The organism is Limibacter armeniacum, from assembly GCF_036880985.1.
In the GTDB taxonomy this organism is placed as follows: Bacteria; Bacteroidota; Bacteroidia; order Cytophagales; family Flammeovirgaceae; genus Limibacter; species Limibacter armeniacum.
This window is the reverse complement of sequence record NZ_JBAJNO010000007.1, coordinates 1-23,992: the sequence shown is the minus strand read 5'-3', so window position 1 is coordinate 23,992 and position 23,992 is coordinate 1. Positions and strand designations below refer to the sequence as shown.

The 23,992-nt window shown below is 44.2% G+C and carries 29 protein-coding genes and 1 riboswitch; of the genes, 9 read left to right on the top strand and 20 right to left on the bottom strand.

What is annotated here, in order from left to right; translation table 11 throughout:
- Positions 1 to 81 precede the first annotated feature (81 nt).
- Together V6R21_RS05695 and V6R21_RS05690 are read left to right on the top strand one after the other, a co-directional pair.
- On the top strand, positions 82 to 1,593 hold the full coding sequence (locus V6R21_RS05695; RefSeq protein WP_334241668.1) for a tyrosine-type recombinase/integrase: 1,512 nt from the start codon (positions 82 to 84) through the stop codon (positions 1,591 to 1,593).
- A 96-nt stretch (positions 1,594 to 1,689) separates the two neighbouring features.
- Entirely contained in the window at positions 1,690 to 2,355 is a 666-nt protein-coding gene (locus tag V6R21_RS05690) for a hypothetical protein (RefSeq protein ID WP_334241667.1), read from the top strand.
- Between the two features lie 271 nt (positions 2,356 to 2,626).
- Here V6R21_RS05690 and V6R21_RS05685 read toward each other — a convergent pair whose 3' ends face one another.
- From V6R21_RS05685 to V6R21_RS05670, 4 genes are all read right to left on the bottom strand, one after another.
- Positions 2,627 to 2,845, bottom strand: coding sequence for a hypothetical protein (locus V6R21_RS05685; RefSeq protein ID WP_334241665.1), 219 nt, complete (start codon positions 2,843 to 2,845; stop codon positions 2,627 to 2,629).
- 228 nt (positions 2,846 to 3,073) lie between these two features.
- Positions 3,074 to 3,895: a ParB N-terminal domain-containing protein gene (locus V6R21_RS05680; protein ID WP_334241664.1), complete on the bottom strand. Its 822-nt coding sequence runs from the start codon at positions 3,893 to 3,895 to the stop codon at positions 3,074 to 3,076.
- 41 nt (positions 3,896 to 3,936) lie between these two features.
- Positions 3,937 to 4,770, bottom strand: coding sequence for a helix-turn-helix domain-containing protein (locus V6R21_RS05675; protein ID WP_334241661.1), 834 nt, complete (start codon positions 4,768 to 4,770; stop codon positions 3,937 to 3,939).
- Between the two features lie 140 nt (positions 4,771 to 4,910).
- Positions 4,911 to 5,144: a hypothetical protein gene (locus V6R21_RS05670; RefSeq protein WP_334241659.1), complete on the bottom strand. Its 234-nt coding sequence runs from the start codon at positions 5,142 to 5,144 to the stop codon at positions 4,911 to 4,913.
- 338 nt (positions 5,145 to 5,482) lie between these two features.
- Here V6R21_RS05670 and V6R21_RS05665 point away from each other — a divergent pair, with 338 nt between their 5' ends.
- Positions 5,483 to 6,517, top strand: a complete 1,035-nt coding sequence (locus tag V6R21_RS05665) for a replication initiation protein (RefSeq protein ID WP_334241657.1) — start codon at positions 5,483 to 5,485, stop codon at positions 6,515 to 6,517.
- Between the two features lie 97 nt (positions 6,518 to 6,614).
- Positions 6,615 to 6,839, top strand: a complete 225-nt coding sequence (locus tag V6R21_RS05660) for a hypothetical protein (protein WP_334241655.1) — start codon at positions 6,615 to 6,617, stop codon at positions 6,837 to 6,839.
- Positions 6,840 to 6,920: 81 nt separating this feature from the next.
- On the opposite strand, the gene V6R21_RS05655 is transcribed toward V6R21_RS05660, so the two are convergent.
- Positions 6,921 to 7,712, bottom strand: a complete 792-nt coding sequence (locus V6R21_RS05655) for a hypothetical protein (RefSeq protein ID WP_334241653.1) — start codon at positions 7,710 to 7,712, stop codon at positions 6,921 to 6,923.
- A 1,051-nt stretch (positions 7,713 to 8,763) separates the two neighbouring features.
- Entirely contained in the window at positions 8,764 to 8,997 is a 234-nt protein-coding gene (locus V6R21_RS05650) for a hypothetical protein (RefSeq protein WP_334241650.1), read from the bottom strand.
- 147 nt (positions 8,998 to 9,144) lie between these two features.
- Here V6R21_RS05650 and V6R21_RS05645 point away from each other — a divergent pair, with 147 nt between their 5' ends.
- From V6R21_RS05645 to V6R21_RS05630, 4 genes are all read left to right on the top strand, one after another.
- A complete protein-coding gene (locus tag V6R21_RS05645) occupies positions 9,145 to 9,318 on the top strand; it encodes a SymE family type I addiction module toxin (protein ID WP_334241649.1) in 174 nt (57 codons plus the stop codon).
- Complete coding sequence (locus V6R21_RS05640) at positions 9,312 to 9,554, top strand: hypothetical protein (protein WP_334241646.1); 243 nt, start codon at positions 9,312 to 9,314, stop codon at positions 9,552 to 9,554. Before V6R21_RS05645 ends, V6R21_RS05640 begins: the two co-directional genes overlap by 7 nt.
- A gap of 79 nt (positions 9,555 to 9,633) precedes the next feature.
- Positions 9,634 to 10,200 (top strand): hypothetical protein, encoded by a 567-nt coding sequence (locus V6R21_RS05635; protein ID WP_334241644.1) that lies wholly within the window; start codon positions 9,634 to 9,636, stop codon positions 10,198 to 10,200.
- A 205-nt stretch (positions 10,201 to 10,405) separates the two neighbouring features.
- The gene (locus V6R21_RS05630; RefSeq protein ID WP_334241642.1) at positions 10,406 to 11,077 is read left to right on the top strand and encodes a PD-(D/E)XK nuclease-like domain-containing protein; all 672 of its coding nucleotides are present in this window, start codon (positions 10,406 to 10,408) and stop codon (positions 11,075 to 11,077) included.
- 144 nt (positions 11,078 to 11,221) lie between these two features.
- Here V6R21_RS05630 and V6R21_RS05625 read toward each other — a convergent pair whose 3' ends face one another.
- A complete protein-coding gene (locus V6R21_RS05625; RefSeq protein WP_334241640.1) occupies positions 11,222 to 11,365 on the bottom strand; it encodes a hypothetical protein in 144 nt (47 codons plus the stop codon).
- 383 nt (positions 11,366 to 11,748) lie between these two features.
- On the opposite strand from V6R21_RS05625, the gene V6R21_RS05620 reads away from it, so the two are divergent.
- The gene (locus V6R21_RS05620) at positions 11,749 to 12,225 is read left to right on the top strand and encodes a hypothetical protein (protein ID WP_334241639.1); all 477 of its coding nucleotides are present in this window, start codon (positions 11,749 to 11,751) and stop codon (positions 12,223 to 12,225) included.
- An 847-nt stretch (positions 12,226 to 13,072) separates the two neighbouring features.
- On the opposite strand, the gene V6R21_RS05615 is transcribed toward V6R21_RS05620, so the two are convergent.
- The 13 genes from V6R21_RS05615 to V6R21_RS05555 form a co-directional block, all read right to left on the bottom strand.
- Complete coding sequence (locus tag V6R21_RS05615; RefSeq protein WP_334241637.1) at positions 13,073 to 13,717, bottom strand: toxin-antitoxin system HicB family antitoxin; 645 nt, start codon at positions 13,715 to 13,717, stop codon at positions 13,073 to 13,075.
- A gap of 768 nt (positions 13,718 to 14,485) precedes the next feature.
- Complete coding sequence (locus tag V6R21_RS05610; RefSeq protein ID WP_334241635.1) at positions 14,486 to 15,037, bottom strand: hypothetical protein; 552 nt, start codon at positions 15,035 to 15,037, stop codon at positions 14,486 to 14,488.
- A gap of 58 nt (positions 15,038 to 15,095) precedes the next feature.
- On the bottom strand, positions 15,096 to 15,644 hold the full coding sequence (locus tag V6R21_RS32460) for a 2Fe-2S iron-sulfur cluster-binding protein (protein ID WP_334241633.1): 549 nt from the start codon (positions 15,642 to 15,644) through the stop codon (positions 15,096 to 15,098).
- A 776-nt stretch (positions 15,645 to 16,420) separates the two neighbouring features.
- Complete coding sequence (locus V6R21_RS05600) at positions 16,421 to 18,019, bottom strand: DNA cytosine methyltransferase (protein ID WP_334241631.1); 1,599 nt, start codon at positions 18,017 to 18,019, stop codon at positions 16,421 to 16,423.
- Between the two features lie 252 nt (positions 18,020 to 18,271).
- Complete coding sequence (locus V6R21_RS05595) at positions 18,272 to 19,042, bottom strand: hypothetical protein (protein ID WP_334241630.1); 771 nt, start codon at positions 19,040 to 19,042, stop codon at positions 18,272 to 18,274.
- 26 nt (positions 19,043 to 19,068) lie between these two features.
- Entirely contained in the window at positions 19,069 to 20,256 is a 1,188-nt protein-coding gene (locus tag V6R21_RS05590; RefSeq protein ID WP_334241628.1) for an MvaI/BcnI family restriction endonuclease, read from the bottom strand.
- A gap of 59 nt (positions 20,257 to 20,315) precedes the next feature.
- On the bottom strand, positions 20,316 to 20,750 hold the full coding sequence (locus V6R21_RS05585; RefSeq protein WP_334241626.1) for a very short patch repair endonuclease: 435 nt from the start codon (positions 20,748 to 20,750) through the stop codon (positions 20,316 to 20,318).
- Positions 20,751 to 20,777: 27 nt separating this feature from the next.
- The gene (locus V6R21_RS05580) at positions 20,778 to 20,972 is read right to left on the bottom strand and encodes a hypothetical protein (RefSeq protein WP_334241625.1); all 195 of its coding nucleotides are present in this window, start codon (positions 20,970 to 20,972) and stop codon (positions 20,778 to 20,780) included.
- Positions 20,973 to 21,047: 75 nt separating this feature from the next.
- Positions 21,048 to 21,374 (bottom strand): hypothetical protein, encoded by a 327-nt coding sequence (locus V6R21_RS05575; RefSeq protein WP_334241623.1) that lies wholly within the window; start codon positions 21,372 to 21,374, stop codon positions 21,048 to 21,050.
- Positions 21,375 to 21,437: 63 nt separating this feature from the next.
- Positions 21,438 to 21,551, bottom strand: a riboswitch (SAM-I-IV-variant riboswitch).
- Between the two features lie 173 nt (positions 21,552 to 21,724).
- A complete protein-coding gene (locus V6R21_RS05570) occupies positions 21,725 to 22,312 on the bottom strand; it encodes a hypothetical protein (RefSeq protein ID WP_334241621.1) in 588 nt (195 codons plus the stop codon).
- A gap of 247 nt (positions 22,313 to 22,559) precedes the next feature.
- Positions 22,560 to 23,060, bottom strand: a complete 501-nt coding sequence (locus tag V6R21_RS05565) for a hypothetical protein (protein WP_334241620.1) — start codon at positions 23,058 to 23,060, stop codon at positions 22,560 to 22,562.
- Positions 23,053 to 23,355, bottom strand: a complete 303-nt coding sequence (locus V6R21_RS05560; protein ID WP_334241618.1) for a TM2 domain-containing protein — start codon at positions 23,353 to 23,355, stop codon at positions 23,053 to 23,055. The genes V6R21_RS05565 and V6R21_RS05560 overlap by 8 nt, the downstream gene beginning before the upstream one ends.
- A 203-nt stretch (positions 23,356 to 23,558) precedes the next feature.
- Positions 23,559 to 23,992 (bottom strand): hypothetical protein (locus V6R21_RS05555; protein WP_334241616.1); only part of this gene is annotated, 434 nt, incomplete at its 5' end.

Below are 23,992 nucleotides of genomic sequence, written 5' to 3'. Positions count from 1 at the left end.
ATTACATCTAATATTTACAAAAAAGTACCATATACATTTCACATAACACTAAGCATATAAGATTTTAACTATCAAATATTTATGACCACCTCCCCAAAATTCCTGACCCGACAGCAGGCCTCTACCCTTTTGGAAAGTATCGACAACCCACGTCACCGGCTGATGGTGCTGCTGATGCTCCGTGCCGGCCTACGGGTCTCCGAGATGCTCGCCATCCGGCTGCGCCATATCGATTTCAAGCACCGGATGCTTACCGTAGAAAAGAGTTTGAAAAAGCGGGGCAAAGTAAAAAGTAGGCAAATCCCCATGGCCGATGACCTCTTGGAAGCCATGGTCCACTACTGCTCCAGCCAAAGGATCGAACGGGAACAGCTCTTGTTTACCTACCGAAACAAACCCATCAGCCGGGCCGCCGTCTACAATATGCTCAAGCGGCTCGAAAGGCAAGTACCCGAAGTAGCCAACCTACAGCTTTATCCCCATAAGCTGCGCCATACGTTTGCCACGCACCTAAGGGCAGAGGATGCCAAGCTGGAGGATATCCGGGACCTGCTGGGCCATGAGAAAGTGGACACTAGTTTGATCTATGCCCATGCGGATAAGGAGAAGCTGCGTCAGATGATCAACCGCACCGAAAAGAAAAGCTGGCTTAAAACACTGCGCAGACGCTTTTCCCGCAAAAGGGTATTGAACCTGAATTACCAGCAACTGGACAAGGACTTTCTGATCGGCCGGAAAGAGGAGGTGATGAAAATCCAGTCGGCACTGGAAAAAGGGGTGAACGTAATTATCACCGGTGCCTATGGCGTAGGCAAAAAGCAGCTGCTGGACAACGTCTGCGCCCTGCGGCCTACACTGGTCTTTGACGACACCAAGCAGTTCAAGAAGTCGGTGCTGAATGCGATCCTTTTTATTCTCGACGGCAACAAGGAAGAGCTGAAGCGCCTGATGTTTGGCGATATCTCCAAAGAGCAACTCACCAACCGGCTCAGCAAGGAGTCGCTTATCAGCTGCTGCGATATCCTGATGGCAGTTACGCAGAAGGGGGAATATGTACTGCAAATCTCGGATATGGACGGGGTCACCCCCACCGTAGTGAAAGCACTCGAGAAACTCAACCGACACTTTGTAATAATCACCGCAGCCAGGAGTGTAAGCCTAAAGAACTCCACTTTCCTGTGGAACTTTGAACGTATCGAGCTGAAACCTTTATCAAGAGCCGACAGCCTGAAGATGATCTACCGGCTATCGGCAGGTATCAAGTTCGAGGACTATACCTATGCCCGCAATGCGATCTACGAGGCCAGCCAAGGCAACCCCCGCATGATGGTGGACTTGTGTGAAAGGCTAGCCAAGGAACCGGAGCTGACCCGCGAAGTGGTCGCCGAGATCGTGCAGAACTATGTAGGCCGTGAGTTGCAGCAGATCGATATGAGCATCTATTTCCTGCTGCTGTTTGGCGGACTTGCCGTACTGCGTTACCTCGCCGCTGAGGTGGGCGACACCTCCCTGCGGTTTATCGGAGGCTGCTTTATGATCTTTATGCTGTTTGCCCGCTACTTCTTCAATTCGTTCAAACGCTCCAGCTTCTAGCCCCTTGGATTTGTACCACCCCTCTACCTCTTGGAAATGCAAAATTTGACCCTGAAAAAAAGTGTAAACATTTGCCCCAAAAACTGTGTACACAGAATGCGAAAAGTGTATACCCCCCACACCCCCCATTACAAAAAAGTTATGCTAACCGTGGGATTGGTGATTTCTTTTATAAGTACAAGTAGTTGGGCACAGATCAGTGTCGTATCCGTCGATTCGTTAAGTGCATCGGTCATGGAATATTACCACAGGAAGATGGCTGCAGAGCAGGAAGAATTCCTATACCTGGAGCGGGGAAAGTGGATGAAGTATATGCCCACAGTAGGCTTCAGCTTCGGGTTGCCGTCGGTAAGCTGGGGAACGGGAAAGGTCTATGAGGCAAGGCAGGCTACCCAAGTCAAAACAGTAAAGCTATCGGCAATCAAGGCAGTAAACGAGCTGGAGATGAATGCCCTTTTGCAGGAAGTTATGATCGACCATCAAACGCTAATAGGGGAATTGGAACACCATCAGGTACTGGAGGAAATCCTACAACTGGAAGAGAAGCTGTTTGCCATAGTCAAGGAGGCCTACGAAAAGCACGAAATCACCCCAATGGAACTACTCTTGAAACAGAAACAACTGCTGACAGAAAAGGAGAAAGTGGCCATAAGCCTAAGGAAAATGTTGCTGCTGCGAGCCGAACTGTACAAGAAAGCAAGGTACCAATTACCCAAGATCAGGCTGGAGACAGAAGGCGAAAAACTGGCAGCGGAAAGGTAAGCGGCAGGCCTGCTCCAGCCAACCTACCTGCAAATCCATTTCGGGCTTCCGCAGGGGCAACGGCAGCCAAACCCCGCTATTGGCCACTTCGGTCTGCCGTGCCATCGGGAGCAGCCATCCGGCACACAAAAAAGCCACTTGGGTCTGTCCCGCCAAAAGCAAGAAGTTCCCTCCCAAATAGCCAGAACGGATGTCCGCCTAGACTTTAAGTAGCCAGGCCCACCCCCCGGCAAAGGTTTGGGTGTTCGCAGTTGCGGCAGTGTTCGCCCTTTTAGGTGGAAGAATATTTCAGTAAGTCCTCAAACACTTCAGTATACATCTCATACTGCTTCAGCAGCATTTCATGATACTGTCTCAGCTCCCCAATTGAATCAAAGCCTCTGGGAAGTTCTCCAACTTTATCGTATCGAGCGATTTGCATAGAAGCTATTCCCACCATATCGATCAGTTCCAAACGTTTTAAATTGTATTTTTTGATTAATCCATTCATTTCAGATAGTGGTGTTTAGCTAAGTGTCTTGTACTTAAATAACATGAATTATATACATATATTCAAATGATGTCATTTACATCTAACTAAAAATACCCCACAAAAAAGACCCTTATACAAATTTGCACAAGGGTCTCCCACTCCTAAGTTTTCAGTATTAAAACTCGAATATCTTTACAGGCAAAAGCGTTTGTGCAAATTTGCACAAACTCAAGTCCCTACTTATTCTCAATCACTTAACCCCATCAGTTTCTCCATCTCATCCCGAAACTGGTCATCGGTCAGCTTGCCCGCTTTCCACAGTTCCGCCTTCCGGAACAGCTTCTTGACAGGCTCCGCATACAGCTTGCCCTTGCTGGCAGTAGGCTTTTTCTCCTCTTCCTGCTCACGACTCTTCAGCTCCTCATACCCACGGTGGATACTTTTCTCACCCGCCATCACGGCCGCCTTCAGCGCATCATCGCCAGAGTCTGCAATCTTCTTCATCTTCGACACATTCCGGCGGCTGGTATCGGTCAGCTCGGCTACCTGCGCCAAACGGTCAATCTTCTCACTCTCTACCCCATGGCCCTGGTTGCGCTTGGCTTCCTCCTCCAGGTAAGCGGTCAGCTGCAAGCCGATCGAGATCTTCTCCGCATCCGACAGGTTCCGTCGCCCCAGCTGGTTCTTGAGCATCCAGATCCTGACCTCATTCTCCGAAGCAAAGTGCAGCTCACGGCAAGGCACATACTCAATGCGCTGGCGCTGGGCAGCACGCAAACGGTGGTGACCATCCACCACGGTTTCCACCACCGAATGGCCAACGCTGTGGCGCCAGTAGAGGATCGGCTCCCGCACCCCCTCCTTCTGTACAGACTCCTCAAACTCGGCAGCCTCCTGCTCGGTCTGCTTTCGGATCAGCGCCTCCAGTGCCGGATCCACATGGAATCCCGCCGGCGTCTTGAAGGTAATCTGCCGCTGCTCCTCGGCTTGGGCAGCCTGCTGGAAATCGGTTGAATGGTTCTTGGCTTTTTCGGCCTCCTTGGCCTTGAATTTATCCAGGTTCAGCATGGGTAATGATATCGTTAGGGAATACGGTAAAACGGAAAGGATTATACGCTAAGGCCTACAAGCAGCTCGCGGGCCATCAGCTGTACTTCTTCCGAAACGTCGGTATCCGAAAAGTTGGTATCCCGCTGGTAGCGGATGCTGTCCGGCAAGTAATTTTCCAGCAGCTTTAGCCCCAAATAACCGTCCAGCTCAAAAGGCATCTTGGATTCCTTCACCGAACGGTTCACACGGTTCTTGATCCCGAAAATGCGGGTCGGCAGCGAAAGGCTGTCCCTGACCTCGGCAATGTTGCTGATCGAGGAGATCGTAGGCCCCAAAGCCGTTTCGTTCAGGGTGATCGGCACCACCACATCCGAAGAGGCGATAATGCTGGTCAAAAGGTCCGTAACGGCCACATAACCCGCAGTGTCCACCAGGATATAGTCGTAGGCATACTTCTGCTCGTCAATCAGCTTGCGGTACTTTTCAGAAACGGCAATCGAGCGGGAGTCAAACGCCTCCACGGCAATGCGCTCGTGCACCCCGTTTTCGGCATACATCATCAGCGTCTGCTGCGGATCGGTATCGACGCAAAGCACACGGGTTCCCTCATCCAAGGTAATCAGCCCCATGGCGATCTGGCGCAGCAGCGAAGACTTGGTATTGCCCCCCTTGGAGTTGATAAAGGAGATCACACGTGCCGGCTCCCCTTTTACCAGGTAATCCAGCGGTACGCCCAGTACCTCGGCCACCTTTGACAGCCCCGAGTAAGGAATCTCCACCGAGCCTTTTTCCCACTTGATAAGGCCCTGCACCGAAAGGCCTACCTTTTCGGCCAGCTCCTTCTGCTTGACGTTTTGCTTCTTGCGAAGCCTTGCGATGTTTTCCCCGATCATACGTTTTACTTACCGTTTATCCCGTTTGTTACACTATTATTTAATTGCAAGTATAGAAAATTGAGAATTAAGGGCAAAAAATTTCTTTTTTTTACACTAAAAGATAACTTTGCCCGCAGCCTGATCGCTTGTGGAAAGCTTCAAACGGAAGCTACCCCAACGGGAAATGTCCTGTATTTGTTGTAAACAAAATGCAGACAAAAGGCATGTAAGGTTTTTTCAAAATAATTAGATAACCCTGTGTTTTGTCCAAAACCGGTCCCTGCATGCGATACCTTAATGGTTGTCGCAACCGTGTTACGGGCCTTGTCTCGGTTAATATTGGGTTTTCCGATACCTTTTTGGTCGTTGGCGTGCCTTTTTTGCCTTGTCATTTCAAGGTACAGTGCACATTTACAGGGTTTTTGAAGAACCTTACACTGGATAACTGATATAAAAAAATTGAAACTATTATAATTCTCTTGAGCACTGCCAGGTATTGTGAGATTTGTTAAGGTTGTTTTCTTTGTTTATTTGTAGGGTGTGTATCTATCAGATTTACAGTGTTTTAAGTAACCTTCCGATACCTTAATGGTTGCACTCCGATACCTTTTTGGTTGTTAAGCGATACCCTAATGGTTGTTGTGCGATACCTTTTTGGTCGTCGTCCGATACCTTTTTGGTTGTTCCGATACCCTAATGGTTGTACAACCGTCACGAGAACTTTTTACCTATGAATTACCATATCACCAAAACGACGCGCAAGGTGCGCAAGAGTAATGCCCTGATCAATGCCCGGGAGAAGGTAAGCCTGTCGGCATTGGAGCAGAAGCTGATTCTCTTTTCCATTACCGAACTGGATGGTGCGGAGCCCTCCAGGCCGCTAACGATCGAGTTCCAGGACTTTTTCGGCGAGCGCAAACTCAAGAGCAGCCAGTACCGAGACCTTCGGAAAGCCTGCAAGAGTGTGGCCTCTGCCATGGTGGCTTTTGAGCAGACCGACGACAAGGGCGAGGTACAGCTGGGCGAGTATGTGCCGGTATTCGGCAAGATTGTCGCCGACAATATGCGTGGGGAACTCACCTTTGAGTTCAACAGCCATATCCTGCCCCATATCACGGACCTGAAGAAGAACTTCACCTCTTACCTTTACCGCAATGTGGCAGAGCTCAAGAGTGCCTATGCCATCCGCATCTACGAGCTGTTGCAGCAAGGGGTGGACCGCTATGCCAGCCGGGAATTTTCCGTCGAGGAACTGAAGGAGATACTGGGCATTGCCGGTTTGAAGACCTACGAGAAGTTTGGCAAGTTCCGCCAGACCGTGCTGGACAAGGCCTGCGCCGAGATTACCGAAAAGACCGATATGGATGTAAGTTGGGAAGAGGCCGAAAAGCAGCGCAACAAGATCACAGCCATCCGTTTCCTGATGAATTTGAAGCAGCCCGCAGAGAAAGTGAAAGTGAAAGCAGTGGAAAAGGCAGCCAGTCCCTCCAGTGTAGCGCCCAAGCAGCTTACCATCGGGGAGACAGTCCCCAAGACATTTACCTTTGAAAGCGAAAAACACCGCCGCCTGCATGCACGGCTGCTGGAGCTGGAGCTTTCAAGCGGACAGGCCATGGTAGTCGTGAAGGAAGTAGGGGTAGAAGGGGAGACCGGCATCTGGAAGCTGGTCAATGAGATCAAGATGGGGGTCAAGGACGGTAAGGTCACCAGCGTGAAGAGCTATACGCTGAAGCTGCTCAAGGATCGGTACCAACTTTCACTATAAAAGCATTTCAATAAATCGTATTGATTAGTATATTTACGCAACCGTTTCCTTACCAAGGGGATACGGTTGTTTTTTTTAACTAAAACCTATTAACCTGATGACTTTACAGAAAAAATATGTTTCTGACCCTGTGCGCTTTTTTTACCTTTTGGAACGAGTGACTGCTCCAGACCTGATGCTGGGCATCGAGCGTTTCCAGTTACTTCAGGAGCTAAAAGAAGTGTATCAATCCGCTTGCCGCCACCAACCTTCCCAATGTGATAAGTTTAGAAAGCTGATCCAGTCCGCAGGCCTGTGGAATGGGAGTTGGGAGGTATCTTAGATTACCTTGAAGGTTGCTAAATGGAAAGCCGCCATTTCCCTGTTTGTGGGAGATGGCGGTTTTTTTTATTGTCTATTGATCTCAATTCCAAGGCAAATACTCATATTTAAACTGATCATTACCTCCTTGTCCTTGAATGGGATAGCCTTGTTCATCGTAGGTGAATACTTCGTCTACCTTTTTTGAAGTGCCATCCTCATATTTGACAGTAAAGGAAGAGAAGTTGTTGACCAAGTATGGAGTATAATGTCCCGATATTTGAAGGGTAATGGGAGCAGGAAGCCCAAAGTAAGTAGAAACCTTATCGTCATAAACATATTCAACGTCATCTGTATATGTTACTTCTCCATTAGTATATCCAGTTATATGGAGACTGGTTGGTTGCAAATGTTCATCATAGGAAGTGACTTCCATTTTCATAATGCTCTTTTTTATGTACTTATTAGCAGCCCTTTCTCGCACCAATTTCTTGAAGACTCCATTGCCATCATATGAGAATGTATAAGCTAAGGTAAGAGCTTTTGTTCCATCACCAAGATCATAGGAAAAGATATCAGTTAGGAGTCCATTATCATTGTAGTGATATTCCCTTTCTTTTTTGTTCAGTGAATCTTGTACCAATTTACTATGGGTAATTTGTCCCTCAGCATTGAAATAGTACTGATAAATACCCCCAGTGAAATTCAGTTCCCAATAGCTATCATATTTTGTCAATTCCCTGATGACTTTACCATTTTCTAAAACCCTTGATAAATATCTAGTAGGTTTTTTATCTAAAGAATCATCAGGATTATTATCACCGTCTAGATCAACGGTATCAGATGAACAGGCAAATAAAAGGCATGAAAACAGGAGTAAGATTGTATATCTCATATAAGTTTAAAATATGGTAGAGTTTAAATAATTTTCTCCAATACTAAATAAATAAAATGCTATTGCCACTAATTTTAAATGCATAACTAAAAAATGACTTTTAACTTAAACCAATATAAAGGCATCTTCATTTGATTATGAAAGAAGTAACTGATGGCACGTAAAACCCACACCCCACTGCCATGCCCTGCTAGCCACTGTCATCCGGCGGGTTTCGGCAGCCAGTCCACCCACAAAATCCCACTTCGGTCTGCCGCTCCCATTCGCCTGCTGCCAGCGGTTCCCACGCTGGGCGCCGGGGGCTTTACTTCGCATGGAGGGCTGAAGCGCCAAACCCACCCACCGCAAAGGGTTGGTTTTCGCGATAGGGCAGTGGTCGCCCCAATAAATGCCCCTCTAGCGATTATTCCCACCACACTCAGTCAAGGGCAATACCCCTCCGAAAAGCTAATCCCCACTGCGCCACTGGCCAGTACCCCTTATGCTGCAAGGTAGCCATGGCCGCTAAATGCCAACCCTCGATTCCAAAAGCAAAAGCCGCACAAGCCATCCCACTGCCAATTCCTTTTGCTTTTGGCCCAAGCCATGGGCAGTAATTGCAGCCATAGGGGTTCTGCAGCCGTGGCTCCGTCGGGGTAGCTTTCTTTCCTGGGCTTTTGCCCTTGTCTGTACCCGCCCCGGTTAGCGGCATTCGCTTCGCTCATATTTTTCATTAAAAAGGGGATGCGCCGTCCTCCCTCAGTGTGTAGATTTTCTTTCTTTAGTGCAAGTTTATGGGGTTGTTTTTTTGCTAAAAAATTAAACTTTAAGTACTTGTTTATCAGTGTTTTAGGTTGTGATTTTGGTATTTTTTGGCTATATTGAGGTATCAAGTTAAGGAAATGAGCAGGCTAGCCGTTTCGCTCCCCTCTTTGAAAAGTTCAATTTTAAACCCAACCACAAAAAAAACGGACTGCCCAAGTCGCCAAACCGTTGCAGCCCGTTTAAAAATTCTAACGTTATGAAAAATAACCATTCTCCGCAGATTTTCACCCCTGAGTATGCCAAAATCTTACTGCCTGTAGTCAAGGAGCATACTGTTATGGCCATGGCGCAGTATTTCAGCCATATAGCCCGCTATCCTGAGCCAATGCTCTATCATTTGGCCTACCGTCAGGAGTTGCGCCATACCGCTTTTTTGTGGCTCTCCCTTTTGCACCGTTGTACCGGCATTATCGGTTTGCCGGCTGGCATGTACCTCTCCATCCGTTACAGCGTCCGCCTGTCTGCTATTCGCCGCTGCCACCAGTGGCGGGAGTTTGAAGCGGAGCGGGGCGTATCTTTTTCAAAGGATGAGCTCAACCACCTGCCGTTTTAGCATGCTTGCAGCCCGTAAGCCTTTACGGGCTATTGCCTTCCCCATTTTACACCCATCCATTCCAACACACCAACCATGAAAACCACTTTCAAGATTATGCAGCGGAAGTACTACCGCCGCCGCTTCCGCGAGGTATGCTTCCCTTCGTTAGCCCTAGAAGGCAAACAGCTCCAAACCGCTGGCTTTGCCGCTGGCGAAAAGGTCAAGGTCAGCATCGAGCACCACAAAATCACCATTGAAAAATGCTGATGCCAGGCTTTTACCTTTTCGAGCTCTCCGCCGAAGTGTTTAGCGGGGAGTTCCTTTTCAGGGTAGCGGGGTATGTGGACGGGGACGACCCCGAAACGGGTTACCGTGGCGGTTTTGCCCTGCATACGGTAGAAGTGCAGCAGCCCTGCGGCGAGTGGCTCAATGTCACGGACCTTGTGGAAAGGCTCGGACTTATCACCGAAATCACCGAAGCCTTTTATGACCTGCATATATAACAAAAGGGCAGTTTCCATCGCTGGAAGCTGCCCCATAACAACATAACATATTAACAAACCATCATTTGCTAGAGAAGCTATGAAAAACACCACACGAAGCAAAGCGCAAAATACCGTGAAATATTACGAAGGCGCCCCAAAGCAGTATCGGGCAGACTGCAAGGCAGGACAGTTTAACCTCAACGGCATAGAGCCGCTGGGCAATCAAATGGCCTTTCAGCCCGTGGCTTGGCGTTTCTTTACCGACGAGATATTGGGCATGGACAGAAGGAAATGGGTAGAGCTGTTTTTTGTCGATGCCGAAGGCTGCCTTTCCGCCTTACTCTTTCACGGCTACAGCCGTGAGAATCTGGAAGGGCTAGCAGCCAAGCTCTTCTATTCCGAAGTGACCATGGCAGAGATTATCCTGCATTGTAGCCTCTCGGAAAAGAAAAACGAGAAAGCAAACGCCAAGTACTTTATAGCCGAGTTTGACTTTGAAGTGGCAGACCCCGAAGCCACCAAAAAGCTGAAAGCCGCCACCGCCAGAATGAAACTCTACCGCACCGAAACCATCACGGGAGCCTGCCAACTGGAAGCCTTCCACCGCTATGAGGTGGCTAGGATAGAAGCCGCCCGCGAGGAACTTAACCGACTGAACCCCTAGTCGGTACTACAGTATTGAAATCGGCCTTGGAGCATGGGCGTAAAGAATTCGACAGACAGAGGCGTAAAGAAAATGCTGCTGTTTGAGCGTAGCGAGTTACAGCATTTTTAGCCGAAGGAAGAAGAATTTAGCCCAAGCTCCACAGCCTTGATTTTTTGGTTCTTTTCCATCAAGGAAAAAGAACAATACAAAACCACAGATACCAATGCTAAAAGTCAACTACAAGATCATCACCATGCCCGAAGAATACTACCGCCGCCTTCCGGCACTCTCCAACTCAGACCTGACCGTAGCCAAGCACCTGCTGGCGGGTATTCCATACAGCAAACCCATGGCAGCCTTCCGTTTTGGCAGAGCCGTACACCTATGCCTACTGGAGCCGGAGCGGTGGCAGCAATGGAAAGCCGAAACGGATCAAGTCACCGCCCAGAAGGTAGAACTACTGGCCGCTGCCGCAAGGCAAAACACTGCCCTTGAAAAACTGCTTGCACGCTGTTATACCCGAAAGGAACAAGTGGTATTGTGGCAAGACCCCATCACAAAGATTGATTGCAAGGCCAGAATTGACCTGCTGCGGGAGCGGCAGCTGGTGGCAGACCTCAAGACCACCAGAGCAGCGAGTCTGGAGGGTTTTATCTCGGATGCCGAGCGCTTTGATTATGACCGGCAACTCGCTTTCTATGGGATGGCCTTGCAACCGAAGCGTTACCTCTTGGCCGGTATCAGCAAGAAGAAGCTGGGCAGCGTCTACTTTATCAGCCTAGCCCAAGACGATCACTTTATCCTGAGAGGCAGACAGAAGGTGGCCGCCATTATCCGCACCCTGCAAAAACAGCCAGCAGTATTGAGGCAGGTACTCGCCGCTAGGGAGGTGTAAGGAATGCCAACAGTTTGCACTTGCTAACCAAGCCGCTTATACCGTTCTTAATAGTCGCTTATTTCGTACATACTTTGAAGACTTCTTGAGCTCATGGCCCCAACTGAATAAAAGCAGTTGGGGCTTCTTTTTTTCTGATAGCAGCTAACGGAAAGAGATACACTTCAATCGATAATCCCACCCCGCTGCCTGTCCAATGGAAGTTAGCGGGTGGTTTAAGGTGGAGGAGAAGCTTACTACGCTGCTCCAAGCCCTACTGAACTTTTCTCCATTAATCGGGAATACCATATATTTGAAGAACGAGTCTGGTTTTAATCCACCAACTCGTTCCTATAATTAAAATTGATTTACACACTTTTTGGGATAGTGTCTTTTTTTATTCCCTCAATTCTCATCAGATACGGTCAATCTTTAGATTATCAATGTGAATCCGAGTTGTGTGTTTTAAAAACCAGAGGTATTAAGATTCGATTGTTTCTCCTGGTATTTCCCTGAAGTGGTTTTCAATATCTTTCAATATCAGGAACTTACCCGTAATGAATTTACAGATCACATAGATTTTCATAATTATGCACAAAGGATTGGACTATAGAATTTTATTGTTTTCTTTTTTTTTGTTGTGTCTCATAGCCTGTTCTCATTCAAAGCAAGAAAATGAAGGTGAGCAACAAATGATGATTCAGGATATGTTGTTAGAAAAAATCAGCAACCAATGTCCAACTTTAATGATTTCTGAGAGTTCCCAATGGAAAATCACTAGACAGGGCGGTGGTATTTTTGACTTGGAAAGTCAAAGCGATGCGCATAAAGCATTTTTGAACCTGTACTTAGAAACTGAGGACTCAGAATTAATGGGATATTATGATTTGGAAACGGATAGTAGTTTTCTGAATTTCAGATTGGTAAAATGTGACACAACTATCTATTTTGAAATGAAGCCTAAAAATGGAAAGGTTGATACAATTTTTCATATTGGCTATTATAAATATTTATATGACAGAAATCTATTGACAGGGGGACAAAAAAGGTTCTTTAGAAGAAATAGGGATTCTTTGATTTCATTGAGAGGTGATAACCTCAAGCCACTCCCTGAGATTGAGGTAATATTCCCACCTGATAATCCGGCCTTTGAACCGATTGACAACTAAAAGGAAAATGCAAAGCTTCTGAAAATTAAGGAGCTTTTACTTGGCGTAAGCCCTGCGAATTGTAGCATCTTTTAAGAAGGATTCATGCTAAATAGAGTACCATTTAAAATTAGTAATTGACAGATTATTAACATGATGAGTATCCTATTCAACTAAGAAATACTCCGGATTAGGTAACCATCCGGTAAACCACATATTTGAAAAAACAGAAACCCTTTGGGAGGTATAGCGTCTCCCAAAGGGTTTCTTTTATGAAGTTCTCCTGCTGCTGATTGGCTTGCTTCCATTTCTGAGGTAGCAGCTCTTCTATCCGATTGATTGGATGTGAAGTAATTCTCTCCAGTATATCCCTGAGCTATTCGTAAGGATCGATGCCATGGATCTTACAGTTGGTGAACAGTGTGTAGAAAAGACTTCCAAATTTGACAAGCCATATCCATTGCTCACTGTTTCATTAAGATCGAAGTCTATATAACAGAAAGTCAAGTTACAAGACTTTTCTCATTTCTTAGAATGTGAAAAATCTACACTAGTGAAAGTCAAAGCCGGTGGGGATTTCTTGTTTTGCAGATTGTAACTAACTAATAGACCTATTCAACTATCAACCCGCTCACTTCAGACTTCCGGCGGCGTTCAGCAGCCGGCCATCGCGCTAAAACCCACTTCGGTGTGACCGGCTAGGTCTGCTGTCCGCTTTCGCCTCCAGCCTTTCGCTTTTCCGGCACTAGTGGCTAATATTGTAGCCTGTTCGGAGGTTTTGGATGCGAAGCCCACCCTCCGAATAGGTTAGGTGTTCATAAGATAAGAGTGGTTATCCTAAATAAGCTTTGCTATACCCCATCAAGTATTACTCCTTACTTTTCACATGTTTTTTGGGAACCAACTTTCCCTCTCGCATAAAAATTTCCATATCCATTTCTATTCCTTCCCCTCGCTTCAGTTGCCTGATTGACTCCCGCAGCCTTTCCTCATTGGCTCTAGAGGACAGCAGGTAAATCGTCTCACTCAGGGAATTTCCACCCGGCAGAGGAATTACAGCAAAGGGCTGCTCCTCATTGGCCACCAGCAGTACCCGCTGCTCCTGGCTCATCTTATTCAGGCAGTTGGAAAGATCATCTCCAAACCTTCCACGCGTCAGCTTGATTGCCTGGCCAAAGTCCTCTATGGACACATGCCGCTCAATGGCCTCCTCCACAAAAGTGTTCAGTGACTGGTCATGATCTATTGCCAACTGAGCCGCCCTGCGGTGCAAGTCTGGAGAAATGCGTACATTGAAACTCCCCTTGTATGGCTTGTCAGGTTCTATGCCCTGCTTCTTGCAAGCATCTAGATAACTGTCTACAGTCTTGATAAAGTTTTGCTCCAGTTCCTCTCCAGTACTGCCCCTATAGGTGAGTAGGGCATGGTTGCCAAGCACTTTTCCTTCCAGTTGCTTGTTTTCTGTGCAGTATTCTATGGTACCTGTATAGCCTTTGTACTTGAAATGTTTCATTGTTATAGGTGCTTAGATGGTTACTTGCTTTAAGTTATGCAACTGTATTTAGTTGCACAACAATTACTTTGATTTTTTTCATGTTGGGCAGCTACATATCCTAAGTATAGGTGAGTCTTTTTTCTGTATGCTCGTTATTTGCTATCTTTATTAAGATTAATTATAATTTAATCTTTGAACTTAATTGAGCAAGGCTTATAATTGCGCTACTACTTATATAGGTAGTAGCGCAATTAAACCAATAGCCATAAAGTCCTCAGGAGCTATGCCAGATAGTTGGTATGGTTTCGTGGGGCACGAAGAAATACAGTATGAATCAGAGTGTCATCTTATGCCAAAGGGAAAATATACAAGTTTCTTGGTGCAAGGGCTGCTAAACCTTTTCGTTGCTCTTTAGAAAAACCTGCACCTTTTAAGGAAGAAGGGCTGGATGAGTTTCTGGAGTACTGAAAAGTCTTCACCATAATGATTATTGTATGGGTTTTGGATACTGGACCTATACAATACAATTCTCAAAAGTTCTTTGGGGTATACCGGTCTGAAAAGGATATAACTGAACGGATTACTGTGTTGAATGAGGTCAAAGCTATGTATGAAGTCTTTTATATTATCTAGGCGTCTGTATAGAGAATATCTAGTGTGTGAAAATATTCTAACTATTATGAATAGTGAATATCTAATATCTCCTAAATTTTTGTCATTTATCTATAAATAATAGATAAGGATTTTACAAAAAGTAGACTAATGATTAAAAATAACAAGTCATACTCAATGAGTATGATTGTGTGATCTACCTAATTTGAAAGAAAAATATGTTAATTCTTCAATACCTAAATTGAAAACTGTAGAGTCTTTTGATAATAAATAGCATTTCTCCCTTAGTTTTAATTCTTTTTCTTTTTTAAAGACACTGTTAATTGTACTATCATTGAAATAACTCAGTAAATCAGAAGGATATTTAAGGTTTAATTCTTTTCCCCAATTTTTTACAGTAGCACTATCTTCCATAAAATATTGTCCAATTATAGGCCATCCAACATTTAATCTATATAATTCTAAATTTGAAGGACCTACAGCATAATTATTTTTATCATAAATAAGTAATGAAACTATTTCTTGTTTTGTTTTTAATGGATTATTGAAAACTTTAGCTCCTCTTGCAATAGAATCAATTATTTGGCTATTTAAATTTACTGGATTGTAATCCTCATCAAGATATAAGTAATTTTCATTTGACAAATATGTTATCTTATCACCACTTACTTTTGAACCGCAACTTGATATACATATTAATGTAATTATTATAAATATAATCCTCATAATAAAAGTATTTAAAACACATTATTTGATAAAATAATGTGTTTTATTATATATAGTATTAATATAAAAATTCTTCCATATGTGTTGTTAAGTTACAATCACTTGTAGGTTTTGCAACACAAATTAGTACATATCCTTGTTCAATTTGTTCTGCATTTAAATAAGACTGTTCAGACTGATCAACTGTACCACTAGTTAATTTGCAAGCACAAGAGCTACTAGCACCAGCTCTATCAGAATAGGGAAGGTCTAATCCATATTCCCAAGCAGCATCTAATATATAGAGAGTTGGCTCAACAGATATAAATTGATTTATACCACCACCAAATTGGGTTAACCCAACTCTGTAGCCTCTAAATACACTTCTTTCATTTGAACCTGACATATTATTAGAACGAAGTGAGTTACGACTATCATAGAATTTTTGATAGCTAGCAAAATCTCCCCAGACGGAACATATTTGTTCATAACTAGCAAATTTTGAAAACTGATGTGTATCTACAAAACTTTCATAAGATTGTAAATCTGCGGGCTTTAGGGTTTCAGAATTATCATTACATGATGATATAAAAAATAATAGAAGGGAGAAAAAAATTGAATACTTCATAGGTTATTATAATTAAATATTAAAAAAAATTTAGATTAATAATGCAAACATATTAAAGGAAGCGGTAATATAATTTCCATTAAATTAAAAAATGTTAAACTTTAAAATAAACTCTCCATCATACTTATATATATAACTCCTATGAATTTTAGAGTAATATATTTCTGCACCATAACTCTTCATTTCAGAAATGATAAGTCGCACGGTTCTTTCCGAGATATTTAGCTTTAAAGCTAACTCATGAGGAGTGCCGGTAGCTTTCTTTTGAATTAGATAATCAATTCTTTTAAGTCGATTATATTGTCTTGCTATAGACATAATAAAAAATTTGGTTGAAAACGATGAATGTATAATATGTACAAAAAAATACTTATTCAATCTATATCAATAAGTAATATATATTTGTATAACTATATTGATATAGGAGTTATTATTCAAATATATATTTAATAGGAGTGAGTTATTTAACATCTTTAAATGTGTATAATGTTACAATTTTTGAAATGCAAATATTACATGTCATTGCTTTACAAAAGCTAAAATGTTCCAATCGTAACAATAGTTATATCAATTATTTTTATTAAAAATGGTACAGAAGGGGAAGTATTACTACTTTTGATCGTACATATCAACTTTTAAATATTTGCTTATTCGTATGCCTAATATTTAATACCAACAAAAGGATAATTTTGTGTATTGTTAAATTTTAAGCACAAAAAAAGAGACTTGAAATACTAGATATCAAGCCTCTTTTTGTGCTTAAATGCAAAAGGGTATTAGGCATTTAGTACATTAGTCACTACTTGCCCCAATGCCCTACCCAGCAATGGGGGTACTGCATTCCCTACTTGCGTATACTGCGGTACCTCAAACTTTCTCATTTGCCCTCCGGTAGTCACCTTCGAACGGAATTCAAACCAGTCTGGGAACGACTGTATTCTGGCCATCTCACGGACAGTTAGGGTCCTTAACTCGTCATGGTGGTAGTGACAGGCATCATCCGGTATGGACAGTGCTGCCGGTGCCGGTCGATTTGCCACCAAGGCCCGTTGTGTCTGCTTCTTGGTGAGCAGGGTACGTAGGTACTGGTCCAGTTCCAATCCATCATTGAATCGGATATAATAGTTTTCCTCGTTCAGGAAATCGAACCTCAGCATTTCGGCAACAGTCCCATCCTCCAATATGGTTTCATCTGGCCTTCTCAGGAAAGCGTTGATATTTTTCTTGGTTGCCGGGACTACTTGCTCCAGCACCTGGTACAGCCTGAACCTTCTCTGTACAAGTTCCCCATTGCCCCTGTGCTCGTGATTACCCAGCTCAAAGCCTCCAAGGATCCTGTTTCCCAGCAGTTCATGGTTAACCTGTTGAACATATGCACTTTGTGCAATCCCTTCACCTCGCAAGTCATCAATGGCATCGGTCACGCTTCTCCACTGCCCTTCTTTGAATTGTAGCAGTGGCGCGAGAAAAGTATTGGTAAATCGCTCAGGGTTTTTCTCAATATCATGGTATTCCAGATCACCGAACATTACTGGCTCCATCTCGTTCTCTTGTTCCCCTTGTACGGCTGTATAGAAAACATGGGAGTTCTCCAGCAATGATAGCTCCACCTCGTTCCTGTCTCCTGCCTGAAACTCCTGAAAAACATCTTCCCTCAGGGCCAGCATGATATACCTCGGCCTGTTCTGGGCAGTGCCAGTGTACTTGGCATTGACATGCAGGCAAATCGGGACATAGCCGATTGTGGCAAATGCCTTGGCTACCTCAAACCAAGCATAATGCTTTTTTCCATCTATATCGAAAGCCCTAAGAATACCCGAAACATTTTCTAGCAAGGCCACTTTCGGCTTCACCAGCCTGACGAACCGGGCAAACTCCCATGGCAACTGGTTACGGGCATTGTCATGTTGCCTGAGGCCCGCCATACTAAAGCTTTGGCAAGGAGGCCCACCGGATACAAGATCCACCTCATCCCCTTCCAGATCCAGCGCATGCTGTATGCGCTGTAGCAGTTCCGGTTGTGTCTCCAGAAAGCCGTTGAGTTCAATGATATTGCCCACCACCATACTACCCTGTATGTTTGCATCTTCATCCAGCAAGTCGTTGTGTCCAGTCCCATCATCGGGAACCTCCTGTGGATTTTCCCTTAGCCTTCGAGTAAGGTTATTGCGTTCAAACTGGCTATTGAGCCAGTAGGTCATTTGGGCTGGCTCCTCTCTTCCTGCCAACTCCGTCAGGTTCTCTCCAAAGAAGTTGTAGGCAAATGTCTCGCTGGCCATCGGTGACAGTTCATTGGCAAACACCAGTTCAAATCCTAACGATTCCAATCCCAATGAAAGGCCACCACATCCTGCAAACAGTTCTATATGATTCACGTTGTCTGTATCTAGTTCCTAACACTCTAATTGTGCAAATTTAAGATACAATTATGAAAAAATCCAGGGATGCTTATTAAACATCAGGCCTGCGTGACTGGTTGAGATGCTGAAAGATTCATAAAACTGTAAGTCGAATTGATTTCCTCCAGTGCATTCTGCAAACATATCTGTTGCCTTTGAGAATATCCATTCCTGAAATTTTTACCGAAAATGTCCTTTACAGAATTCACAACTCCTTGGCGATGCCCTTTACCCCAATATTACTCTTCTTACGGCAACTGAATCAGATTTAAACTCATTTTTGTTTGAAGGTACTGTAACAAATGAGTAACTGAATCTATTTATTCTGTCTAATGAGTAAGATGCATCCCCTAAAGATATATTGGGATCCCTGAAAGAGTTAGCATTATAAATCATGCTCCACATCATTGGAATTTGTGAATTGTCATTCCAGTTTGTTTTGCATTGGACAATTCCCACTTCATAAGATTCATAGTCCCTATTAGACAAAAAATCCAGAGCTCTCTTTTTGTTTGTAAGTCCTTTACTGTTACTGATCTTAAATCGTCCCTTACTGTCTGTTAATTCTATATCATTGATGGGGCGAGTATACTCGTCCCTATCTGGGAAGACAATAACAGTGATATCCGATTCTGTATTACATTTAAAATTGACATAGTTTACTGTAATCGCCCGTCTTACAGGTTCAGGGACTTCACTCATTTTTTTAAATGCAACAACACGGCTTCCAATACTGCACATATTGATATACCAAGTTATTAGACATTCCCAAGCAGTCCCTCCTCCAGATAAAGTATCTTGGGACCTACCAGGTTCTGTAGTTGTCTGAAAAATTTCAGAAAGATGATCCCCTAAGTCAATCAGTTTTTCAGCTGTTATTTCATCTCCCAATTTATTCTCAATCTCCACTTGCCAACGCTCCCAGTGCTTTTCGAAGCTTTCCACTTTAAACAGTTGATCAATAGTTCTTTTTCTCAAAGATTCGATTAAATTCATCATTTTAGTTTTTAGTTTTTTTACAAAAGTTATAGCTCAATATCCTCTACCGAGCCAAAAAGCTTTTCCCTGTCTTTTGCTGATTTAAGCCTGAAGGCATGCCCCTTGTCCTTATAGCCTGTCCTATCCGGTAGCACTCTCCCTCTCCAGTCATAAGTGACAATTCCCTGGTCGATCAGTGAAATGAACTGGGAAAAAATTGGTCGTTGCGTCAATTGCACCTTCGTGTACTGGAAGTGGATCTCCCCTTCTATAAGCTTGTGTTCGCCAACCACCCACAACGTTTTGGGGTGCTTGTTATAGAGCGCTTCCTTAAGGGTCTCGTACTCCCAGTAGCAGGTGTCAATGTTTACATCAAGCTGTCCAGCCTTCTGTACCAGCAAGTTCTTGTCTGGAATACTTTGTAAGAAAAGACCTTGTGCATTCGGGGTATTACTTACCGTCACATACAAGTCTTGGTACCCTGGGTACTTTTTACTTTGGTAGCCATGGGTCAGCATCATATCTGTAGCCGTTGGTACAGGGCTAATGTCCCAGTTAGGTACCTTACTGAAAAGTGTATCCTTTGTCTTGGTTGCCGCTCTTTTTGCCTTGATCTCAATCTCTCCCATGTAGTCAGCATTCTTGAGGTTGTTCACCGGAATCCCCAGCGCTTTTTCCAATGTTTCTCCCACATCCTTTGGATTCAGCTTGTGAGGGCTTACACTTCTTATCCACTGTCCTTTTATTTTTCTCAGTTCGCTTATCAGGGTGCCAACATAATCCTCAGCTGTTTCAGGCTCCCCAAAATAGGATAGTAGCATACCCTCAAAGCCCTCTGTATCCCGGAGAGGAATAGCAATCACCTGTCCCTTGTAGACAGTGAAGTATACCAAGTCATTGGATTGCGCATAACGGGGCAGGCGTGATGGCCAGAATCGGGGGTCCCCCTTCTTGGTATTCGGCCGGTAGTAGCTGGTCCTCTGCTCAGCCACTTCGCTCTGTGATAAGATGGCGGTATTGTAGTAGACCTTTCCCTCATCGCCCTGAGGCATTGTACTAAAATCCACAACTCTCCCTTGCTTGAGGATTTCCCTCAACTCCCCTGAGGCGTCAATAATACTTTTCTTTAGCATTGTTTCCGTCATCCGGATCAGGCTAAACTCTTCCCTACAGTATTTCTGGATAATCTCAATTAGGCGTTCTTCCCCCTCATTGGGGATAAAAAATGGATTCACGTTTAAGTTGGTTTAGCTTTTACAATTGGTTTGCATTATAGCAATAAATAGTATTATTCTCATACCTTGATCATATCAACCAAGCTATCTAGCACTTTCAGGGTCCTTTCTTTGTCATACCTAATAGCACACTCCCAAACCGTCATCACATTCCACCCTTCCCTCAACAAGTCCATACGGTGGCTAATGTCATTGGCTCGGTTCCGAGCGATTTTCCAACGCCAAAACTCTGTGTTGGTCTTGGGCAGCTTGTAGTACTTGCAGTCTTGGTGCCCATGCCAGAAGCAGCCATGGACAAAGATCACGGTCTTGTACTTGGGTAACACGATGTCAGGTTTGCCAGGCAGGACTTTGCCCCTGTACCTGCCGTGCAGCCGGAAGCGGAAGCCATGGCGGTGCAGGTAGCGCCTCACAATCAGCTCAGGCCTCGTATCCTTGCCCTTGATCGAGGCCATGATCCTGCTGCGTACTTCGGGGCTAAACTTGTCGGGCATCGCTTTTTGGAAGAGAAGTTACGAAATTCACTTCTTTCTCCCCCTTTTTTCGTCTTCAAGCTCCTTGTTGGACTTGGCAATCCTCTTTTTAAGAGCCCTTATATCAAGCCACGAAGGCACTCCCATAACAACTGTTACTATAAACATAACCCTTAGATCTGTCATGTAATCCGTGACAGGCGAGGTCAGCCATTCAATGAACCAGTAATATACCTTTTCCATGGTATTGAAGTCTTGTTTCAGTAAAAATGAAGGGGGGCCTTCCTCCCAATCGAAGTCAGGCCCATGCAAGAGGAATCAGTTCTCAATCGAAAGCTTTCCCTCTTTCAGCTTGATACACCGGTCAAATGATATACAATTGCCCCCAAACAGCAGTTGGCAGCTATTCAGGTTGTAGATGGGCCATAATTCCAGGTAGGAAGACTGACACACTATCTTCGATGCCAGCGAAGGGTCACGTGAGATCAACTCTCCTGCAAGGGCAATCATATATGCCCCCTTTCTTGTGGCAAATCCCTTGTTGCCCACGAGTCTGTTAAAGTACCCAACCAGTTGCTCGGTACTGTCACGGTGTAGCGTCAAGCGACACTCCTTGATTAGTTCTGTAAATGATTGTGTTGCCATTACCATTCTAGTTTTGTTGTGAAAAATAAACCAAATGGCATCAGGAAATGGGAAGGAAAATAGTGAGGCGCATTTTTTTGTCCTGCTCCAAAAGAGGTTCGGACCACATCGCACTGGACCACCGTGGCTTGTCTTGCTCGGTTGGTATCCCCTTCCATGGGATTCTTGATGCTACTGTAAGTATAGGATTCTTTTTATAATTAATCCAAAATATTTTTATAAATACCTCTACCAAGAAGTTCTTCGGGAAATCTGATGATAATAAAAAGGACAATCCTAATAAGTAAGGTTGAGGATAACCGGAATATGAGTCATCCCGAGTTATTATTGGGATGACTCATATTTATCAATTACACAGCCTTATTCTGTACTGGAGTCACTTTTACATAGTCCATGAACTTACGAAGTTTGTCCATAATGATCGGTGTAGAAACAACAAACTTCTCCCCTTGTACCCAAAATTCAATATAGGTAGACGAGATACTCCCCTTCGCTTTTCTATAGCTAATGAATAAATCTTTTGATACAGTATAGTCATGATAAACTTCCTCGTTTCTTAGAGGTTTTTCTTTATTAATCTTCTCCTGAAGGATTTGATAGTTTTGTAAAATAGCTTTACACTGCTCTAATGTCAGTTCTATATAAGTAATGTCTGCTATTCTTGTCTGATCAGTCTCGAATTGCTTCCGGTCCGGATAATATTTATCGGCACCGATTACCAATTTTGAAATATCCCTATATTTATAACCTGTGAGTTCTAAATAAGAATTACTATTATATGATTTACCCTTAAATACAGTATAGGTTCTAATCGTACTATACTCTCCTTCTGTGTGCTTCTCTACATTGGTTTTGATATACTGTTCTGTAATGTATCTAGTTTGCATACAACCAGTAAGTAATGCTACCATCGACAAGGAGATGAGTGCTTTTCTCATTATTAGTTTTAGTTTTAAAATGATTATAAAAAATATGATTTAATAAGTGTTCTTGAAATAATACAACTACAATAGTATCATTAAAGTAGCCTACTTTTCTTACAAATACTTTAAACCCATCGCCACATGTCCCGATCTTTATTAGATCTATGATCACCGCAATAGCCAAGGATAAGCATAAAAAAACAGCCTGAAACGATCGTGTATCAGGCTGCTTTTATAACCGATCAAGCGGCTTGTCAATACGCTATTCCTTTACCTTGTGCATGTCCAGGTAGAACTTCTTCTCGCCTTCATTCCCCACCAGCAGCTTGAAGTGATCATAACTTTCGCTATACTGCTGTATCACCCCGCATTTCCTAAAATCCTGGTCCTGCTCTCCTTTTACATACAGTACGGAGTCCTGCTCTACCTTGTAGGTCAGTTCATGCGTTTTCTTCATCGGCTCATCGCTGAAAGCCATGGCAAAATCGACCAGCCCCCCATCCATATGTACAACTGCCCGATTCCCTTCGTAGAAACTGAACTCCATTTCGACAGAAGAGAGTGCCATCACCATCAACCCTTGCCCCATTTTCTCCCAACCGTCCTTTTCCTCTTGAGTGCCGAGTGCCTCAGTCACAAAAGGAGTCAGGTCCACCTTGTATCTGCCCTGCAGCTTGTCACTGTCAAATACACCGGAATCTTTCTCACTTATATTACATGCGGCTGTGAGCAGAACCAGTAAAAGAAGTAGCCACCTACTCATTACTATCTGTTTTGGATGCCTGTATCATGGAAATGTTCCGGGCCATGTCCTCATCCCTTTCCTTCTTCTCCAGCTGGTCTATCTGAGCGAACAGCTTGGCATTGTAACGACTCACTTTGCCAGGTATCAGGAAAAGGTCAATCAAGGCCCAAACCCCTACGCCCCCAAGCGTAAACCAGTACAGGAACTGGATGCCCCACATCCCGAGGTAAGCATAATGGGCCCCAAAAAAGAACCAGAACAGATAGGTCGTGCCCGTTGATTTTACTTTCGATTGCAGATAGTGCTTGTTCATACTTTTAAGGTTTTTGCAGGCTTCTCAAAGTCCTTTGCATGTGTTGCCGGACAATGAAAGGCCTCCGATAGATGATAATAGTTTTAAGTTGCTTTAATTGGATAATTAAGTTTTTTTGTTCGGATTCCACCCTGTTCACTTTATCAATGCCCTGTTTTATTTGACAATCACATCGCCTAGCTTTACAAAAAAAACAATAGTGTTCACACTCCCCGCCATTCCTGAGGCCCCTTCTCCTCATCCGGCGCAAAGTCACACTCCTTGCACCGCTCCTGCTCCGCATCGATAAACCACTGGCCTTCCTCCAGCTCACTGGTAAGGTAAATCCGGTATTCTGTCGGACATACCGCCGTTTGAATCCCTAGAATTGGCTGCTGCTCCAGGCGCATATAGCAGTCCCCAGTCCGTGCTTTGGTGCGCCGCAGCTCCTTGCCGTTGTAGTAGAAAACAATCTGACGGGGTTCTGTCAACCTGATCAGCAAGGTCATGTCCATCTCGGTGCTGTTATTTTGGATAAACAGGCGGCATGGGCGGTGAAGGCTGCGGTTTACCCCATCTTGGCAAATGGCAGCTAACGGTAATAGAAATAACAGTAACAAGCTGGTAAGTAAGGCTTTCATAGGTTTTATATTGGTTT

Bases quoted from the DNA above. Each gene is read 5' to 3' on its own strand.
- V6R21_RS05675 (WP_334241661.1), bottom strand. From the start codon at position 4,770: ATGATCGGGGAAAACATCGCAAGGCTTCGCAAGAAGCAAAACGTCAAG.
- V6R21_RS32460 (WP_334241633.1), bottom strand. From the start codon at position 15,644: ATGAAGTATTCAATTTTTTTCTCCCTTCTATTATTTTTTATATCATCA.
- V6R21_RS05620 (WP_334241639.1), top strand. From the start codon at position 11,749: ATGATGATTCAGGATATGTTGTTAGAAAAAATCAGCAACCAATGTCCA.
- V6R21_RS05625 (WP_334241640.1), bottom strand. From the start codon at position 11,365: ATGGTATTCCCGATTAATGGAGAAAAGTTCAGTAGGGCTTGGAGCAGC.
- V6R21_RS05685 (WP_334241665.1), bottom strand. From the start codon at position 2,845: ATGAATGGATTAATCAAAAAATACAATTTAAAACGTTTGGAACTGATC.
- V6R21_RS05695 (WP_334241668.1), top strand. From the start codon at position 82: ATGACCACCTCCCCAAAATTCCTGACCCGACAGCAGGCCTCTACCCTT.
- V6R21_RS05690 (WP_334241667.1), top strand. From the start codon at position 1,690: ATGCGAAAAGTGTATACCCCCCACACCCCCCATTACAAAAAAGTTATG.
- V6R21_RS05655 (WP_334241653.1), bottom strand. From the start codon at position 7,712: ATGAGATATACAATCTTACTCCTGTTTTCATGCCTTTTATTTGCCTGT.
- V6R21_RS05580 (WP_334241625.1), bottom strand. From the start codon at position 20,972: ATGGAAAAGGTATATTACTGGTTCATTGAATGGCTGACCTCGCCTGTC.
- V6R21_RS05680 (WP_334241664.1), bottom strand. From the start codon at position 3,895: ATGCTGAACCTGGATAAATTCAAGGCCAAGGAGGCCGAAAAAGCCAAG.
- V6R21_RS05630 (WP_334241642.1), top strand. From the start codon at position 10,406: ATGCTAAAAGTCAACTACAAGATCATCACCATGCCCGAAGAATACTAC.
- V6R21_RS05610 (WP_334241635.1), bottom strand. From the start codon at position 15,037: ATGAGGATTATATTTATAATAATTACATTAATATGTATATCAAGTTGC.
- V6R21_RS05615 (WP_334241637.1), bottom strand. From the start codon at position 13,717: ATGAAACATTTCAAGTACAAAGGCTATACAGGTACCATAGAATACTGC.
- V6R21_RS05660 (WP_334241655.1), top strand. From the start codon at position 6,615: ATGACTTTACAGAAAAAATATGTTTCTGACCCTGTGCGCTTTTTTTAC.
- V6R21_RS05575 (WP_334241623.1), bottom strand. From the start codon at position 21,374: ATGGCAACACAATCATTTACAGAACTAATCAAGGAGTGTCGCTTGACG.
- V6R21_RS05635 (WP_334241644.1), top strand. From the start codon at position 9,634: ATGAAAAACACCACACGAAGCAAAGCGCAAAATACCGTGAAATATTAC.
- V6R21_RS05585 (WP_334241626.1), bottom strand. From the start codon at position 20,750: ATGCCCGACAAGTTTAGCCCCGAAGTACGCAGCAGGATCATGGCCTCG.
- V6R21_RS05640 (WP_334241646.1), top strand. From the start codon at position 9,312: ATGCTGATGCCAGGCTTTTACCTTTTCGAGCTCTCCGCCGAAGTGTTT.
- V6R21_RS05670 (WP_334241659.1), bottom strand. From the start codon at position 5,144: ATGACAAGGCAAAAAAGGCACGCCAACGACCAAAAAGGTATCGGAAAA.
- V6R21_RS05665 (WP_334241657.1), top strand. From the start codon at position 5,483: ATGAATTACCATATCACCAAAACGACGCGCAAGGTGCGCAAGAGTAAT.
- V6R21_RS05560 (WP_334241618.1), bottom strand. From the start codon at position 23,355: ATGAACAAGCACTATCTGCAATCGAAAGTAAAATCAACGGGCACGACC.
- V6R21_RS05595 (WP_334241630.1), bottom strand. From the start codon at position 19,042: ATGATGAATTTAATCGAATCTTTGAGAAAAAGAACTATTGATCAACTG.
- V6R21_RS05565 (WP_334241620.1), bottom strand. From the start codon at position 23,060: ATGAGTAGGTGGCTACTTCTTTTACTGGTTCTGCTCACAGCCGCATGT.
- V6R21_RS05645 (WP_334241649.1), top strand. From the start codon at position 9,145: ATGAAAACCACTTTCAAGATTATGCAGCGGAAGTACTACCGCCGCCGC.
- V6R21_RS05570 (WP_334241621.1), bottom strand. From the start codon at position 22,312: ATGAGAAAAGCACTCATCTCCTTGTCGATGGTAGCATTACTTACTGGT.